The organism is Dactylosporangium sp. CA-139066 (genome assembly GCF_050936175.1).
Lineage (GTDB): Bacteria > Actinomycetota > Actinomycetes > Mycobacteriales > Micromonosporaceae > Dactylosporangium.
Genome location: NZ_JBNJNH010000001.1, coordinates 1,670,389 through 1,687,325, shown reverse-complemented (window position 1 = coordinate 1,687,325; position 16,937 = coordinate 1,670,389). Strand labels below are relative to the sequence as shown.

10 protein-coding genes are annotated in these 16,937 nt (G+C 70.9%); 4 read left to right on the top strand and 6 right to left on the bottom strand.

Going from position 1 to position 16,937, the window contains the following annotated elements:
- Nucleotides 1–324: 324 nt before the first annotated feature.
- Nucleotides 325–3,129, top strand: coding sequence for a BTAD domain-containing putative transcriptional regulator (locus ACQEVU_RS07745; RefSeq protein ID WP_433321853.1), 2,805 nt, complete (start codon nt 325–327; stop codon nt 3,127–3,129).
- 1 nt (nt 3,130) lies between these two features.
- Here the strand turns inward: ACQEVU_RS07745 and ACQEVU_RS07740 are convergent, their stop codons facing one another.
- The 5 genes from ACQEVU_RS07740 to ACQEVU_RS07720 all read right to left on the bottom strand — a co-directional run bounded on the left by ACQEVU_RS07740 (nt 3,131) and on the right by ACQEVU_RS07720 (nt 9,444).
- Nucleotides 3,131–4,351: an FAD-dependent oxidoreductase gene (locus tag ACQEVU_RS07740; RefSeq protein WP_433321852.1), complete on the bottom strand. Its 1,221-nt coding sequence runs from the start codon at nt 4,349–4,351 to the stop codon at nt 3,131–3,133.
- 295 nt (nt 4,352–4,646) lie between these two features.
- Nucleotides 4,647–6,377 (bottom strand): amylo-alpha-1,6-glucosidase, encoded by a 1,731-nt coding sequence (locus tag ACQEVU_RS07735; RefSeq protein ID WP_433321851.1) that lies wholly within the window; start codon nt 6,375–6,377, stop codon nt 4,647–4,649.
- A gap of 25 nt (nt 6,378–6,402) precedes the next feature.
- Nucleotides 6,403–7,221: a carbohydrate ABC transporter permease gene (locus ACQEVU_RS07730; protein ID WP_433321850.1), complete on the bottom strand. Its 819-nt coding sequence runs from the start codon at nt 7,219–7,221 to the stop codon at nt 6,403–6,405.
- Nucleotides 7,218–8,183, bottom strand: a complete 966-nt coding sequence (locus ACQEVU_RS07725) for a carbohydrate ABC transporter permease (RefSeq protein ID WP_433321849.1) — start codon at nt 8,181–8,183, stop codon at nt 7,218–7,220. The genes ACQEVU_RS07730 and ACQEVU_RS07725 overlap by 4 nt, the downstream gene beginning before the upstream one ends.
- A 10-nt stretch (nt 8,184–8,193) precedes the next feature.
- Nucleotides 8,194–9,444, bottom strand: a complete 1,251-nt coding sequence (locus ACQEVU_RS07720; protein WP_433321848.1) for a sugar ABC transporter substrate-binding protein — start codon at nt 9,442–9,444, stop codon at nt 8,194–8,196.
- Between the two features lie 344 nt (nt 9,445–9,788).
- Between ACQEVU_RS07720 and ACQEVU_RS07715 the strand changes: the two genes are divergently transcribed.
- Nucleotides 9,789–10,802, top strand: a complete 1,014-nt coding sequence (locus ACQEVU_RS07715) for a LacI family DNA-binding transcriptional regulator (RefSeq protein ID WP_433321847.1) — start codon at nt 9,789–9,791, stop codon at nt 10,800–10,802.
- An 89-nt stretch (nt 10,803–10,891) separates the two neighbouring features.
- Here ACQEVU_RS07715 and ACQEVU_RS07710 read toward each other — a convergent pair whose 3' ends face one another.
- Nucleotides 10,892–12,634, bottom strand: a complete 1,743-nt coding sequence (locus tag ACQEVU_RS07710; protein WP_433321846.1) for an RICIN domain-containing protein — start codon at nt 12,632–12,634, stop codon at nt 10,892–10,894.
- 434 nt (nt 12,635–13,068) lie between these two features.
- On the opposite strand from ACQEVU_RS07710, the gene ACQEVU_RS07705 reads away from it, so the two are divergent.
- Both ACQEVU_RS07705 and ACQEVU_RS07700 read left to right on the top strand, forming a co-directional pair.
- Nucleotides 13,069–14,454: a ricin-type beta-trefoil lectin domain protein gene (locus ACQEVU_RS07705; protein WP_433321845.1), complete on the top strand. Its 1,386-nt coding sequence runs from the start codon at nt 13,069–13,071 to the stop codon at nt 14,452–14,454.
- Nucleotides 14,455–14,488: 34 nt separating this feature from the next.
- The gene (locus tag ACQEVU_RS07700) at nt 14,489–16,870 is read left to right on the top strand and encodes an RICIN domain-containing protein (RefSeq protein ID WP_433321844.1); all 2,382 of its coding nucleotides are present in this window, start codon (nt 14,489–14,491) and stop codon (nt 16,868–16,870) included.
- Nucleotides 16,871–16,937 lie beyond the last annotated feature (67 nt).

Genomic DNA, 16,937 nt, shown 5'->3' with positions numbered 1-16,937 from the left:
GGAATGATGGCACACTTCTGACATCCGGAGGGGCCGATGCGCCGCACCCCGCCGAGACGGTGCTGCGCGCCTACTGCGCATCCCGCGAGGCGACCGAACCGCGGCGCCGACGCAGTCGGCTACGAGCGGGCCTTCTGCAGCAAATCAACGGCTGACCCTCATGCCCGCGTGTTGCCGCAGGTGGGGAGGCGAGGGGCGGCGGGCACGACGGGCTCGGGCCTACGATCTTGGGAGTCAACCCCGGTTCGAGCGGTACGGCACCATGGATGCAGCCGGTGCGGCACCCGCACGGGCAGCAACGGACGAAGGAGGATCGACGAGACGTTGGAGTTCCGGTTGCTCGGCAGTATCGAGGCACACAGGGGCGCAACGCCGATCGAGGTTGGACATGCCCGGCAGCGCGGGGTGCTGGCGGCGCTGCTGGTCGACGCCGGCGAGGTCGTGCGGGCCGACCAGCTCGTCGAGCGGGTGTGGGGGGCCCGGCCGCCGCAGCGGGCGCAGCCGACGCTGTACAGCTACCTGTCGCGTCTGCGCCGTACCCTGACCGCGGCGTCCGGCCGGCCGTTGCTGCACCGCCGCTCAGGCGGTTACCTGCTCGAGATCGACCGCCTGACCGTGGACCTGCATCTGTTCCGGCACCTGTGCACGCAGGGCCGCTCCGCGCCCGACGACGATACGGCCTCGGCCCTGCTCAGCGAGGCGCTCGGCCTCTGGCACGGCGACGCCTTCGCCGGCCTCGACACCCCGTACTTCAACCTGCAGCGCGACGCCACCGACCAGGAGCGGCTCGCCGCCGAACTGGACCGTTGCGACATCCGGCTGCGGCTGGGGCACCACGGTGAGCTGCTGGCCGAGCTGCTCACCAAGACCGAGGCGTATCCGTTGGACGAGCGAGCGGCCGGCCAGTTCATGCTCGCGTTGTTCCGCAGCGGCCGCGTCGCCGACGCGCTGGCCCACTACCGGCTGACTCGGCGGCGGCTGAAGGAGGAGCTGGGCAGCGACCCGGGCACGGCACTGCAGCAGCTGCACGAGCGGATCATCGCCGCCGACCCGGCGCTCGACGCGGCGAACGCGCCGGCGGCGCAGGCCCGGCGCCAGGTGCAGACCCCGCGTCAGCTGCCGGCGCCACCGGCCGTCTTCGTCGGCCGGGCCGGGGAGATCGCCGAGCTGGACCGGGTCGCCGGCACCGGTGACGTCATGGGAATCGCGGTCATCGGCGGCACCGGCGGGATCGGCAAGACGTCGCTCGCGCTGCACTGGGCGCACCGCAACATCGACCGCTTCCCGGCCGGGCAGCTGTACGTCGACCTCCGCGGCTTCGATCCGGCCGGGAACCCGGTACCCGCGTCGGTCGCCCTCCGCGGCTTCCTCGAGGCGCTGGGGATCGCGCCGGCCGAGATCCCGGCGGACCTGCCGAGCCGGACAGCGCTGTACCGCAGCCTCGTCGTGGGCCAGCGGATGCTGATCCTGCTCGACAACGCCCAGAGCACGGCGCAGGTCGAGCCGCTGCTGCCCGGCAGCCCGGCCTGCATGGTCCTGGTCACCGGGCGCCGGCAGTTCGCCGGGCTGGTCACCGCGTACGGCGCCCGGCCGCTGGCCCTGGACATGCTGCCCAGGCACGAGGGGCAGGAACTGCTCGTGCACCACCTCGGCCGGCATCGGGCGACGCGCGAGCCCCAGGCCGTCGCTGCGCTCGTGGCGCACTGCGCGGGGCTGCCGCTGGCCACGAGCATCGTGGCGGCCCGGGCGCGCATCCAGTCCGGCCTCCCGCTGGCCGCGCTGGCCGAGGAGCTCGCCGACCGCTCGGCGCGGCTCGACGCCCTGGACGCCGACGACCTCAACGCAGACCTGCGGGCGGTGTTCTCCGCCTCGTACCATGCTCTCGATTCCGACCTGGCGCGAACGTTCGGGCTGCTCGGCACCGCGCCGGGACCGGACATCAGCCTCTGCGCCGCGGCGGCGCTGACCGGCCGGTCCGCCGCCCGGACGCGGGTCGCGCTGCGCAGGCTGGCGGCCGCGTATCTGCTGCAGGAGCACACTGCGGGCCGCTACCGGATGCACGACCTCGTGCATCTGTACGCCGCCGAGCGTTGCGCATCCGATCAGGCCGCCGCCGTCGTGGAAGCTGCGCGGCACCGGCTGACGTCGTTCTACACCAGCACCGCCCTCGCCGCCGACCGGCTGCTGTCGCCGCGGCGCACCCCGATCACGCCGGGCCCCGGGCCGGCACCGCCATCCGGCCCTCTCACCGACGCCGCCACGGCGATGGTCTGGTTCGAGGCGGAACACGAGTGCCTGCTGGCCGTGCACCAGGACGCCGTGGAGCACGGCCGGCACGCCGAGGTGTGGCGGCTGGCTTGGGCACTCGACACCTTCCAGTGGCGGCGAGGGTACCTGCACGTCCGCGTCGCCATGCTCCAGGCCACGATCACCGCCACCCAGGCGCTCGCAAACCCGACGGACCTCGCCCTCAACCACCGGCTACTGGGTCGCGCGTACGTCCCACTCGGCCAGCACGCACGCGCGCTGCACCATCTCCGGCAGGCGGCGGCCGGATACGAGGAGGCCGGCGATGCCGACGGCCAGGCACAGACCCAGCTGAACCTCGCGCTCGCATGCGAACACGTCGGCGACTACCGGCAGGCCCTCGTCCATGCCTCCGCGAACCTGCGCATCCGGTCCACCCTCGCCAACCCCGCCCGCGAGGCCGAGGCACTCAACGCGCTCGGCTGGTACCACGCCCGCCTGCAGGACTACGAGGAGGCCACCCGCTACTGCCACCGGGCCCTGGCCCTCTGCCGCGAGCAGGGGTTCCGCGAGGGTGAGGCGTACACCTCCGACAGCCTCGGCTACATCGCCCACCACAGCGGCCGGCACGCGCCCGCACTGCGGCACTATCTCCACGCCCTGACGCTGCGCCGCGAGCTGGGCGACACCTACGAGGAGGCGGACACCCTGGTCCACCTCGGCGACGTGTACCGTGCCGTCGGCCGCACCGCCGACGCCGTGGGCGCCTGGCAGGAGGCGCGCGCCCTCTACGACCTGCAGCACCGTGCCCGCCAGGCCGCGAATGTGGCGGACAGAATCCTCGGCGTGCAGGCCGGCCGAGCGCACGGGGAGACGGCCTGACTCACCCCGGTGCACCCGCCCGGAAGGCCGACATCTCCGCGAACAGCTGCCGGTTGAACAGTTGCTCGGACTCGATGATGCCGGCGCCCACCGCGAAGTAGCGTTCGACGAGTTCGGGCCGGGTGCTCAGGAACCGCAGCACCTCCAGCCGGTACGGCGACACGTCCAGCGACCCGGCGAGCCGGGCCATCTTGTACAGCGGGGTGAAGCGGGCCCTGCGTTGCTCGGCGAATCGGCGCAGCCCGTCACGCAACCGCACCGCGTCGTGCAGACCGTCAGCCACGCAGTCGGCGAGCATCGCGGCCTGTTCGAACGCGTCGGTGATACCGCGTGCGGTGATGGAGTCCTTGTGGTGGCCGGCGTCGCCGACGAGAACCCAGCCCGGTCCGCATGCCTGACGAAAGAAGTTCCGCTGGTCGTTGGTCCCGCGCAACCGTTCGGTACGGGTACCGGCGGCAACCCGTTCGAACAGACCGGGCGCGGTGGCGCGGATGTTGTCCAGGTAGGAGTCCCAGGCGCGCCCGCGGACCTGCGCGAACTCGGCGCTGGGGAAGTAGGCGCAGACCAGCGTCTGGTCGCCGTGCGTGGGCATCGCGCCGACGAGCCGGCGCGGCTGCTCGTAGAGCTCGAAGTCCGCTCCGATACCCGTCCAGTACGTGTAGTAGATGCAGGTCAGCCGCGCGTCCTCGGACTCGGCGGGTGCGCCGACCAGGTCCGCCACGGTCGAGCGCATGCCGTCCGCGCCGACGACGAGCCCGGCGACGACCGTGTCCCGGGCGCCGGCCCGGGTGCGGTAGGTGACGCCGGTCGCCCGTCCTCGGTCGAAGGTCACGTCGAGCACCTCGCACCCGTCGCGCAGTTCGGCGCCCGCGGCGACCGCGGCATCCGCCAGCACCGCGTCGAGCACCTGGCGGCGCGGCGCGCAGCTGAAGCCGACCCCGTCCACCGCCGGCGCCACCGCCTCGAGCCGCACGTCGCCGACCTGGTGTGAGATCCGCCGGATCGGGGGACAGCCGGTGGCCATCAAGGCATCCAGGAGCCCCCACCGGGCCAGCAGCGCCAGCCCGCCCGGGTGGATGTAGTGCGTCGACAGCGTGTCGCTCGGCAGGCTCGCCCGGTCCAGCAGCAGCACACGATAGCCGCGACGGGCCAGCAGCAGGGCGGTCGAAGCCCCGGCGCAGCGAGCCCCGACGACCACGACGTCGTACCGTTCTCCCGTCACGGCGCGCCGGCAAGACGCTGCCCGGCCGCGCTCGCATCGACCGACACAGGCGCCTCCAGACGTTGGCCGGAACATGACACCGGTCGCCCGCCCAGCCCCGCCCCGTCGTCCGCGGTGGCCGGCTGAGCGCCGATGCCGACCAAGTGTGTCCCTCGGGCCCTGCGCGAATCTTGTAGGAAGCTTGAATCCGCTGCTCACACCGGCGTCACGGGTCCGGCGGGAGGGTCAGCTCGACACGCCGGGCGCCGGTCACGTCGACGCTGCGGCAGGCGCCGACCGGCGTCGCGGCTCTTCGCTACGGCGCCGTCGGGGCGATCCGCGCAATGTGCTCCGCGGCGAGCATGAGATAGGCGCTCGCCGTCCAGGTGTAGGCGCGGTCGCGCAGGCCGGCGCCGGTCTGCGCGTCGAAGTTCTCGGCGAACCCGGACCGCTCGCACAGTGCCCGGAAGCGGGCGCTGATGTCGTCGGCGAGGCCGGTGTGCCCGGCGCGGCGCAGTCCGTCCTCGATCAGGACCGTGGACGGGGCCCAGATCGGTCCGCGCCAGTATCCGTCGGCCTCGTAGTGCGGCGAGGCCGGCAGCTCGGTGGCGGGCCCGAATGCGGTCAGGTGACGGCGGATCCGGCCGGCCACCACGGTCCGCACCGGGGCGGGGAGGTCGTCGCCCAGGGTGATCGCCATGAGATCGAGGAGGCTGTCGCTGGTCCACGTGTTGCCCGTGGCGGCGCCGCGCGCGACGAACCGTTCGCCGTTCCACAGCTGCTCGAGCATGGCGGCGCGGATCCGGTCGGCGGTCGCCGTCCAGCGGGCGGCGTCGTCGCCGCGGCCGAGGCGGTGTGCCAGGTCGGCGAGCTCGCGCAGCTGCTGGACGAGGAAGGCGGCGAGGTCGGCGCTCTGCACCACGCGTTCGGGGTCGAAGGTGGTCGCGTTGTCCCAGCCGCTGTCGTTGCCGTGCTGGTAGTGCGGTAGGTCTTCGCCCGGTGCGCGGCGGGCGTCGAGCCAGAACGTGCTCCAGCGCGCGAGCGCCTCGTAGGTGGCGGTCAGCTCGGCGTCGTCGAGATGGCCGAGTCGGCGGCGGAGCCGGCTCAGCGCCCAGCCGTGGATGGGTGGCTTGACGAAGTTGTAGAGCACTTCGGAGTGGGTGATCGAGTCGGGCAGGGCGCCGGCGGCGTCCTGGTGGTCGAAGACGACACGGAACTGGCCCCAGGCCAGTTCGGGCAGGCCGTCGGCCAGCGCGAGCGCGTTGAAGCAGTGGTCCCAGCTCCAGACCTTGTCCATCCAGTGCTTGGACATCAGCACCGTGGGGCGGGTGACGAACCCGGCCGGGCGGACGGTGGCCGACCACAGCACGTAGGCGGCGAGCTCGGCCGCCGGCGTCTGCGGGCCGCGCCACGGCGCCACGGCGTCGACGAAGGCGGTGAACTCGGCCTCGGCGGCCTTGACGACCTCGTCGAAGGTCCGGCCGGCGCGGTAGGGCGGGCGGGCGCTGTCGTACTCCTCGACCGCGATCTCCCACATCGCGCCGCCGTCGACGATCAGGGCCCGCTCGGCGGCGCCCAGCGCCTGCATGCCGAGGGTCTCGGCGGTGCCGGCCAGGACGGTGACGCGGTAGCGGCGGCCGGTGCCGTAGTCGGTGAAGACGTGGGCGCCGTCGACGGGGTCGCGGTAGAAGTACGTCCCGCTGAACGGCGTCAGCGTCGCGTGCGCCGCGCGAATGGCCAGGCCCAGTCCCTCGCCGCGCAGCCGGACCGTGTCCACGGACTCGTAGGCCAGCTCCACCCGCCCGGCGGTGCCGGTCCCCGTCCACACCAGGCGGGCCGGTGAGGCGGACACGGTCGTGACCGCCTCCGCGCCGGCCGACGTCGGGACCAGCCGCAGCACCGCGTGCAGCCCGGACTGGTGCGACACCAGGTGCAGATGCTCGGCGTAGGTCTTCTCGGCCACGACGGGCGAGATGCCGAACCAGGACCCGGCGTAGCTGAACGGGATGTGCCGCACGGAGAAGGCGGGGCCGGTGGTGCTGCTCATGGGGCGGCTCACTTTCTGGGGCTGGTCAGTCCTTGATCGCGCCGGCGGTGACTCCGGCGGCGACGTAGCGCTGCGCGACGACGAGCAGCACCGCGGCCGGGATGGACGCGACCACGGCGGTGGCCATGATGGCGTTCCATTGCTGGTTGTTGTTGCCGATGTACTGATAGATGCCGAGGGTGATGGGGCGCGCACGGCCGCCGCCGTCCAGGGTGCTGGCGAAGACGAAGTCGGACCACGCCCACAGGAAGGCGAACAGGGATACGGTCACGATGGCGTTGCGGCTGACCGGCAGCACGATCGACCAGAACGTGCGCAGCGGGCCGGCTCCGTCGGTGCGTGCGGCCTGCAGCAGGTCGTCGGGGATGCCGGACATGAAGGCGGTGAAGACCAGCACCGCGAACGGCACGGCGATGGTGGAGTCGGCCAGGACGAGGCCCGGCCAGCTGTTGAGCACGCCGAGGTTGAGGTAGATGGCGTAGAAGCCCATCGCCATGATGATGCCCGGGATCATCTGCGCGGCCAGGAGTACGAAGTCGAGCACGCCCGCACCGCGTGGCCTCAGTTTGGCCAGTGCGTAGCCGGCCGGGGCGGCGAGCACCACGGTCAGCACGACGTTGCCCAGGCCGATGGCCAGGCTGGTGCCGAGGTACGGCAGCTGCTGGTGGAGCACCGCGCGGTACCCGTCGAACGTCGCATCGACCGGGAAAAGGTTCGGCGGCTGCTTGCGCATGTCGTGCTCGCGGGTCAGCGAGACGTTGACCATCCAGTACACGGGGAACAGCATCACGGCGGTGAACAGCAGCCCGAGGAGCGTGAGCCACCGGCTGTTCGCGCGCCTCATGGGCGTGCCTGCCGGCGCTGGAGGCGGATGTACAGCAGCCCGAACGCCAGCGCCATGACGATCAGCAGGTTGCCCACCGCCGCCCCCGGTCCGAACTGGGGCAGCAGGTTGCCGAAGCCGAGCCGGTAGGACCAGGTGGCGAAGGTGGTCGAGGAGTCCACCGGCCCGCCCTTCGTCATGATCCAGATGATGTCGAAGACCTTCAGCGTGTACACCAGGCCGAGCAGCAGCGTGATCGCGGAGACCGGGCGCAGCAGGGGGAATGTGATGCGCCAGAACTGCTGCCACTCGCTCGCCCCGTCCAGGCCGGCGGCCTCGTACAGCTCGGCCGGGATGGCCTGCAGGCCGCTGTACAGCACGACCAGGTTGAACGGGATGCCGATCCAGATGTTGGCGATGATCACGGAGACGAGCGACCAGTCCGGCGAGGTGAGCCAGTTGACCGGTCCGAGACCGAAGGTCGACAGCGCGGCGTTGACGATGCCCGAGTCGCTGTTGAGCATCCAGGACCAGGTCGACGCCGACACGATCAGCGGCAGCAGCCACGGCACCAGGAACAGTGCCCGCAACGTCGCCGAGAGCCGGAAGTGACGGTTGAAGAACACCGCCAGGGCCAGCCCGGCGGCGAACTGGAACGCCAGCGACGCCACGGTGAACACGACCGTGTGGGCCAGCGCCGGGACGAAGGTCGGGTCGTCGAACACCGCACGGTAGTTGTCCAGGCCGCTGAACGGCGCGCCGCCCTGCACGAACGAGCGCACCGTGTAGTGCCGGACGCTGAGGTCGATGTTGCGGTACAGCGGATAGGCGTAGCAGGCGGCGAGATAGACCACGACCGGCGCCAGAAACGCCCACCGCACCGAGTCGCCGCGCCGCCGGCGACCCGCGGGCGGGACGGCCGGAGCCGCCCCACCCGGGACCCGCACGGCCACCGTCGTGCTCGTAGTCGACGTGTCGTTCAACGCGGTCGGCCTATTTCGTCGCTGCCGCGGCCGCCGTCTGTGCGGCTGCGAGGGCGTCGGCCGGGGACTTCGAGCCGCTCAACGCCGCCTGGACCGCGGTCCACATCGGCTGCGAGATCTTCGGGTACTTCGTGCCGAGGTTGTCGCTCGTGCGGCCCTTGGCCGCCTTGACCGCCTCGACCCACACCTTCAGCTCGGCGTTGGCCGCCACCTGCTTCTCCTGCACCGCCGTGGTCGGCGCCACGTAGTTCAACGTGCTCACGGTGGTGTAGGAGTTGTCGGTGTTGGTCAGGCACTGCACCAGCTTCTTGCTCACCTCGTAGCGGCCGGTGTTCTTCTGCACAGGGACGCTGACGAACTCGCCGCCCGTCGGTGCCGGCGCGGTGCCGCCGTTCTTGGCCGGCACCGGGATGATGCCGTACTCGAAGCCGGCCTTTTTCGCGTTGCCCAGCTGCCAGGTGCCGTTCTCCGCGAACGCGTACTCGCCGGTGGCGAACTCCTGCCAGCTCGTGGTCTGGGTGTTGTTGATGACCGAGTTGGGCGCGTAGCCCTGCTTGAGCCAGTCGTTCCACAGCTGCAGCGCCGAGATCGCCTCCGGCGAGTCGAGCTTGCGCAGGTCCGCCCCGGACCCCCAGTACCACGGCAGGAACTGGAAGCTGCCCTCCTCGGTACCGATGGCGGAGAAGGTGATGCCCTTCTTCCCGGCGGCCTTCACCCTGCCCAGTGCCGCGGTCAGCGACGGCCAGTCCTTGACGATGGCGACGTCCACGCCCGCCGCCTGCAGCACCGCCTTGTTGTAGTACAGCGCCAGCGTGTTCGCGCCGATCGGCACCCCGTAGGACTTGCCGGCGATCGTGCCGGCGGCGATGAGGTTCGGCGAGATCGCGCTGGTGTCGAGCTTGTTCTCCTCGGTGGTGGTCAGCACGCCGGCCTCGGCGAGCGTGGAGACGACCGGGTTGTCGACGATGAGCACGTCCGGGGAGTTGCCCTGCTGTGCCGCCAGCAGCGCCTTGTTCGTCAGGTCGCTGGTGTCGTAGCCGGAGCGTTTGACGGTCACGCCGGCGTCGGTGCCGCACTTGCCGAGCAGCTGCACCCACGCGGAACTGTCGTCGTACTGCGGGTACGGGTCCCAGATCGTGTAGGTGCCCCCGCCGGGGGAACCGGTCCCGCCGTCGTCCGACGAGGAGCAGGCGGTCTGGGTGCCGACGACGGCGAGCGGGACCAGGATGGCGCCGAGCAGGCGGCGCCTGAGCGTTGACATGGGCATGATGAACCTCTGCGGTTGGGGTGTCCGGCTGGTCGCAGCCGTTCGGGGTGTACCGGACAGGTCGCATGAGCAGGTGCCGTCGGGTCTTCGCGGGCGGAGACGGGAACGGCCAGTTCTGGAGCGAATCGGTTCGACCCGAAACATAGGGGCCGCCCGCGCCGTCGGTCAAGAGCGGCCCGCCGCCGGTGCCGGCCCGCGCGACCGGATGCCTGGTCGGCGCATCGCCCGGGGCGATCGGATCTTGACGAATCGGTTCGACGCGCCGATTGCGCATCGGACGTGGCTCCGGCAAGCTGCTCGCGTACCGCAGGACCCGCCGGGCTGTTGCGAGGAGCACCATGAACATCGGAGAGATCGCCCGACGGGCCGGCGTGTCGCGCAGCACGGTGTCGTACGCGCTCACCGGCAACCGGCCGGTCTCCGAGGCAACCCGCCGGCGCATCCAGACCGTCATCGACGAGCTGAACTACCGGCCGAACGCCAGCGCCCGCGCGCTCAAGGAGGGCCGGACCCGCACGCTCGGGCTCGTCATCCCGCCGGCGGGCCGACGGCTCACCGACATGCAGCTGGGCTTCGTCGCCACCGTCGTGGAGGCCGCCGCCGGCGCCGACTTCGACGTGCTGCTGTCACCGTCCGGCGGCGACCACGACCGCTCGTTCGAGCGGATCATCGCCGGCCGCCGCGTCGACGGGGTCATCCTGATGGAGATCCGGCTCGAGGACGACCGGGTCTCCCGCCTGCAGCGCAGCGGCCTGCCGTTCGTCGCCATCGGCCGCACCCGCGAGGCCGGGGACCTGTGGTCCGTCGACATCGACTACACCGCGCTCGTCTCGCGGTGCGTCCATCACCTCGCCGACCTCGGCCACCGGCACGTCGCCCTCGTCAACCGCTCCGCCGAGCTCGTCGCCGCCGGTTACGGACCGGGCCACCGCGCGCTCGCCGGCTTCACCGAGGCCGTCGCGGCACGCGGCGTCGCCGGCACGGACGTGTGCTGCGGCGACGACGCGCCGGCCGGCGAGGCGTGCATCGAGCGGCTGCGCGCCGAGCACCCCGAGGTCACCGCGCTCGTGACCATCAACGAGCCGGCGCTGCCGGGCATCCAGCGCGGCCTGGAGCGGGCCGGCCTGCAGGTGCCGCGCGACTTCTCGGTCACCGGCGTGGCCGCCCGGCACTGGGCCGAGGACTTCCGCCCGCCGATGACCGCCGCCGACGTCCCGACCCACGACATGGGCGCCCAGGCCGTCGAGCTGCTGCTGGAACAGCTGCACGCGCCGACGGCGCATCCGCGGCACCTGCTGCACACCCCGCCGATCTCCCTGCGCGCCAGCACCGGACCCGCCCCGGCCAGGTGACGTGATGGCCCGCGTTGCCGGCGGCCGGGCCGCTGCAGCCGTCGGCCGGACCCGCATGGCCGACGGCTGCGTTGCGGCCGGTCGGCCGATCAGGTGCGCAGGCTCCACTTCTGGTTGGCGCCGTTGAGGCATTGCCAGAGCTGGATCTTGGTGCCGTTGGCGGTGCCGAGGCCGCTGGCGTCCAGGCACAGGCCGGACTGCACGCCGGTGATGGTGCCGTCGGTGTTGACGTTCCATTGCTGGTTGGTCTGGCCGTTGCAGTCCCAGATGATCACGGCGGTGCCGTTGCTGGTGCCCTGGGCGTTGGCGTCCAGGCACTTGCTGCCGTACACCTGCAGCTGCTTGCCGGCGGTGTAGGTGAAACGCTGGTTCGTGCCGCCGTGGCAGTCCCACAGCTGCACCTGCGTGCCGTTGGTGGTCGTCGCGCCCGGCACGTCGACGCACCGGCCCGACTGGCCGCCCACGATGAGCTGACCCTGCGGGACCGTGCCCGTCGGGGGCAGCAGCGTGATCGTGGACGTGTCATTGACATTGCTGTGCGAGACGTTCACCGTCGCGGCGTTGCCGGACAGCGTCACGACGCTGTCGCGTACCGTGACCGGGCCGCTCACCGCGCCGCCGTTGTTGTACGGGACGTTCTGCACGAGCACGCGGACCTGGTTGTTCTGCACGATGCCACTCGTGGTGTCCAGGCGCTGCAGGTTTACCGCGACGTTCCCGGTCGTGCTGCCGCCGCCGACGAGGATCTTCGCGGATCCGTCGGTCTTCGTGGCGAACGCGTCGTAGTTCCCGCTCGGCGTGACCGCCGCGATCTGCCCCGCCTGCGAGGCGTAGAAGTTGTACACCCACCACTCGCCCTTGGTCTGGTACTGACCGGAGGAGTTGCGGGTGAGCAGGTTGGCCAGGTCGTTGTGCAGGTTCTGCCCGCCGGCCCAGTTGGCTCGCAGGCCGTCGGCGCCGGCGCGCTCCAGGCGGGCGATGTACCACGCCCCGTCGCCGGGGTTCTGCTCGTTGGACGCCCCGTACTCGTTGATCTGATAGGGGCGCGGGTGCGCGATGCCCCGCGAGTCCAGGGTCTGGTTGGCCGTGGCGACGTTGGACACCGGGTCGCCGGGCAGCGAGTGCCAGCTGATGATGTCCGGCACGACGTTGTTGGCCTTGACGTAGTCGAGGTACTGCGTCCACCAGCCGCTGGTCGACGGCACGCCGGCGAGGCTCGGCCCGACGATGGGCATGTTGGGGAACGTGGCCCGGATGCGCTGGTACGTGCGCTTCCACAGCTCGAAGTACTGCGACTGGGGCCGGTTCCAGAAGAGGGTGATGTTCGGCTCGTTCCAGATGTCCCACTCGACGGCGATCCCCGCCGCCTGCACGTCGGCGAACAGCCGGTTGAGGTAGTTGTCGTAGTCGGTCCAGTTGCCGTTGTCGCCCGGGAACCGGCTGATCGCGGCGCCGTCGGCACCCCAGAGGTCGTGGTTGAGCAGGACGAACTTGCCGCCGAGCGCGGCGGTGCGCTGCGCCTGCAGCCGCGTGGCGTTCCACCGGCGGTCGTAGCCGCCGCCGACCCAGCCGCCGCCCGGGAGCTGTGCGCCGCCGGCGCGCATCGCCTGGAACTTGACGTCGCGGAAGTAGTTGTCCGGCGGGTTCTTGCCGTCCTCGGTCATACCGTAGATCCAGCCGGACGCCCGGTACGTCGGCGTCCCGTTCGTCACGGAAAAGTTGACGGTGATGGACTCGTCGGCGGCGAGCGCCGGCCGCGCGCCCACCAGGGCCAGCGCGGCGGCGAAGGCGAGCGAACCGGCGAGAGCACCGCGGGCGCGCCATCGACGCATTCGTGGAAGTTGCACTGACATCTCCTCGGTCAGTCGGCGGGGGGCGGACAGCCCACACCGATCGCGACACGAGCCGGCGACGGGGAACGGCGGCGCCGTCGGGCGGCTGGCGGACTGTCCAACATGCACGGTCGGGCGGCCAGGTGACTCCGGGTTCTTCCTGTGTCACACCGGGTCGACGCGGGTCGAATCGATTCGGATCGAATCGATTCGTGTGCACGGTAAGCCAGGCGGTGTGGCCTGTCAACAGCAGCCCGGCCGCGCTCGCGAGCCGGCCGGAACCGGTTCGCCGCAGACGTTGACGTCCGCGATTGCGCGCTCCTATCGTATTACGTCTTATGAATACGATCGCACTCTTCCGAACGGCTCCTCATGTCCCGGTACCGCCGCCGGGCCCTTCCGCAGGACTCCGGCGTGTCACGTCTGGAGGCTCGATGTACCGCAGCATCGTTCGTTCGCTGGCCACGCTCGCCGTGCTGGCCGCCGTCACCGCGATCAGCCCGCACGCCGCGTCCGCGGCCACGGTGACCGTCTACCCCGGTACGGCGTGGACCGACACGGCCGGCAACCGGCTGCAGGCCCACGGTGCCGGCATCTTCACCGTCGGATCCACCTACTACATGGTTGGCGAGGACAAGACCGCCGGGTCCACGTTCACCGCCGTCGCCTGCTACTCCTCGACCGACCTGGTCCACTGGACCCGGCAGAGCGACGCGCTGTCCCGCCAGGCCACCGGCGACCTGTCCGCCGGCCGGATCGTGGAGCGGCCGAAGGTGCTCCACAACAGCACCACCGGCAAGTACGTGATGTGGATGCACATCGACAACACCTCATACAACGACCAGCGGGCCGGCGTCGCGGTCAGCGACACACCGTGCGGGCCGTACACCTATCTCGGGGCAACCCGACCGCTCGGCCATCCGAGCCGGGACCTCGGACTGTTCAAGGACGACGACGGCACGGCGTACATGATCCATGAGGATCCGGCCGCGGGGATGCGGATCGAGCGCCTTTCCGCTGACTACACCAGCGCGCAGAGCACCGTCGCAACGTTCCCATCGCTGGAGTCGCCGGCCATGGTCAAGGTCTCCGGCCGCTACTTCCTGCTCGCCTCGCACCTCACCGGGTGGTCCACCAACGACAACGTGTACGCAACCGCCACCTCCCTCGCGGGGCCATGGAGCGCGTTCAACAACTTCGCGCCGGCGGGCACCCGCACCTACGACTCGCAGACCTCGTTCCTGCTGCCGGTGACCGGCAGCGCGACCACCAGCTACGTGTACGTCGGCGATCGATGGAACGCCTCGAACCTGAACGCGTCGCTGCCGGTATGGCTGCCGATCACCCTCACCGGCTCGGGTACGGCCACATTGAACTGGTACGACTCCTGGGGCATCGACACGAGCACCGGCGCCGTGACGCTTCCCACGACGAGCGGGAGCCGGTTCGTCGGCGTCCAGTCCGGCCGGTGCCTCGACATCACCGGCGCCTCCCAGGCCAACGGCACCGCCGCCGAACTATGGGACTGCAACGGCGGCGCCAACCAGACGTTCACCCCGACCGCCGCCGGTGAGCTGCGGGTGTACGGCAACAAGTGCCTGGAGGCGCGCGGCGGCGGAACCGGCGCGGGCACCGCGGTGGACATCTCCGACTGCACCGGCGGCAACCACCAGAAGTGGACGCTCGCCAACGACGGCACCGTCGTGGGCGTCCAGTCGGGATTGTGCCTCGATGCGTACGGCGCCGGCACCGCCAACGGCACGAAGATCATCATCTGGACGTGCAACGGCGGCGCCAACCAGAAGTGGGCCCGCTCCTAGCCGGACCCGCACCAGACCCACGTCAGGAGATCCGATGTTCGCGTCCTCGTCCTCCGCCCTGCGGAGGCTGGTAACGGCCGGAGCGGCCACCGCGGCAGTGGCCGCCGGCGCCGTGGTGGCCGCCCCGCCGCCGGCCCTCGCCGCGACCACGACCGTCTTTGTTTCCCCGTCCGGTACCGGCACGAGCTGCTCCTCCGCCCAGCCGTGCTCGCTCCCGGCCGCACAGACCGCGGTGCGCTCGATGGTCGCCGGCATGTCCGGCGACATCGTCGTGCAGCTGGCCGACGGCACCTATCGGCTCTCGTCGCCGTTGCGGCTGACCGCGGCCGACTCCGGCACCAACGGCCACACCGTGATCTGGCAGGCCGCCGCGTCCGCGCATCCGACGATCACCGGTGCGCGGCAGGTCACCGGCTGGTCGCTCGCCGACTCCGGCAGGAACATCTGGCGGGCCGCCGTCGGCACCGGCATCGACGCCCGGCAGCTCTACGTCGACGGGGTGCCGGCACCGCGGGCCCGCACGCAGGTGAACCGGTCGGACTTCACCGCCGGCGCCACCGGACTGCGGTTCTCCAACAGCGCCCTTGGCTACCTGAACAACGTGGCCAACCAGAACCGGGTCGAGTTCGAGGCGATCAACTCCTTCACCGACCGGTACTCGCCCGTGCAGAGCATCAGCGGAAACGTCGTCACGATGCAGCAGCCGGCGTGGAACAACAACAACTTCGGATACGACACCTTCAGCAGCCCGTTCCGGGCGGCGGCGCTGTACGTCGAGAACGCCTACGAGTTCCTCGACTCGGCCGGCGAGTGGTACCTCGACACCGCCACCGGCACCCTCTACTACATCCCGCGGTCCGGCCAGAACATGAGCAGCGCCGACGTGGAGCTGCCGGCGCTGCAGTCCCTGGTCGACATCGGCGGCACCTACGACGCGCCGGCGCACAACATCTCGTTCACCGGGGTCACGTTCACCGGCACGAGCTGGCTCGGGCCCAGCAGCAGCCAGGGCTTCGTGGACCAGCAGACCGGCGCGTACATCGCCGGGAACTGGTCGTGGCCGTCGTTCGGTGCCTGCAGCTCGGGCTGCACGCAGTTCGAGGCGACCCGGCCGAGCTGGTCGCAGATGCCCGCGGCGGTCCAGGTGTCGGCGGCGAACACCATCACGTTCGACGGCGTCCAGTTCGTCAACCTGGGCCAGACGGCGCTGGGCATCGGCAACGACGCCAACGCGCACGCCTCCGGCGTCGGGCTGGGCGCCAGCTCCGTCACGGTGACCCGCTCGACGTTCGCCCGCGGTTCGGCCGGCGCGGTCGTGGCCGGCGGCGTGCGCGCCGACGCGCACCACCCGAGCGACTCCCGTATGGTCAACCGGGACATCACGTTCAGCAACAACGTCGTGCACGACATGGGCCTGGACTACCGCGGCATCTCCTCGTTCCTGCCCACGTACGTCACCAACGCCACCGTCTCGCACAACGAGATCTACAACATGCCGTACTCGGGCCTGACGATCGGCTACGGCTGGGGCGCCAACGACGCGGGCGGCAGCAACGACTACGCCAACCGCGGCCTGTACAACTACCAGCCGCGCTACGGCACCGCGACCACCGCCTCCAACAACCGGATCACCGGCAACTACATCCACGACGTCATGCAGTCGATGAACGACGGCGGCTGCATCTACACCCTGTCGGCCAACCCCAACGCCACCATCGACGGCAACTACTGCCTGCGGACGAACAACTTCTTCGGCCTGTACTTCGACGAGGGCTCCCGCTACTTCACCGCCACCGGCAACGTGTTCTCCGCGGTCGGCACCTGGTCCACCGCCAACGCCAACGCCGACAACAACACCGGCAACCTGACGGTGACCGGGAACTGGACCACCAACGGCACCACCTGGATCCCCAACGGTTCCCGGGGCAACAACGTCAGCAACAACACCACCGTCACCAACGGCAACTGGCCGGCGGCCGCGCAGGCGGTGATGGCCTCGGCCGGCGTGCAGTCCGCCACCAACAACCAGGGCCAGCAGATCGTGGGTGGCCAGTCGGGCCGGTGCGTCGACGTGCCCGGGTCCACCACGACCAACGGCACGCAGGTGCAGCTTTGGGACTGCAGCGGCCAGGCGAACCAGCGGTGGACGTACACGTCGGGCAAACAGTTCCAGGTGTACGGCAACAAGTGCCTGGACGCCAACGCGCACGGCACGACCAACGGAACCCTGGTGATCATCTGGGACTGCACCGGCCAGAGCAACCAGCAGTGGAACGTCAACGCCAACGGCACCATCACCGGGGTGCAGTCCGGGCTGTGCCTGGATGCCAACGGCGGCGCGACGGCGAACGGCACGAAGCTCATCCTGTGGTCCTGCAACGGCGGCACCAACCAGCAATGGACCCTGCGCAGCTGATGCGGTGACGACTCGTCGGCGGCCGGCGCTCCCCGCGGGGCGAAGGCCGCCGACTGAGGGCTGTCCA

Coding starts and splice junctions, on each gene's coding strand:
- ACQEVU_RS07735 (WP_433321851.1), bottom strand. CDS start 6,377: ATGAGCAGCACCACCGGCCCCGCCTTCTCCGTGCGGCACATCCCGTTC.
- ACQEVU_RS07730 (WP_433321850.1), bottom strand. CDS start 7,221: ATGAGGCGCGCGAACAGCCGGTGGCTCACGCTCCTCGGGCTGCTGTTC.
- ACQEVU_RS07720 (WP_433321848.1), bottom strand. CDS start 9,444: ATGTCAACGCTCAGGCGCCGCCTGCTCGGCGCCATCCTGGTCCCGCTC.
- ACQEVU_RS07715 (WP_433321847.1), top strand. CDS start 9,789: ATGAACATCGGAGAGATCGCCCGACGGGCCGGCGTGTCGCGCAGCACG.
- ACQEVU_RS07710 (WP_433321846.1), bottom strand. CDS start 12,634: ATGCGTCGATGGCGCGCCCGCGGTGCTCTCGCCGGTTCGCTCGCCTTC.
- ACQEVU_RS07705 (WP_433321845.1), top strand. CDS start 13,069: ATGTACCGCAGCATCGTTCGTTCGCTGGCCACGCTCGCCGTGCTGGCC.
- ACQEVU_RS07700 (WP_433321844.1), top strand. CDS start 14,489: ATGTTCGCGTCCTCGTCCTCCGCCCTGCGGAGGCTGGTAACGGCCGGA.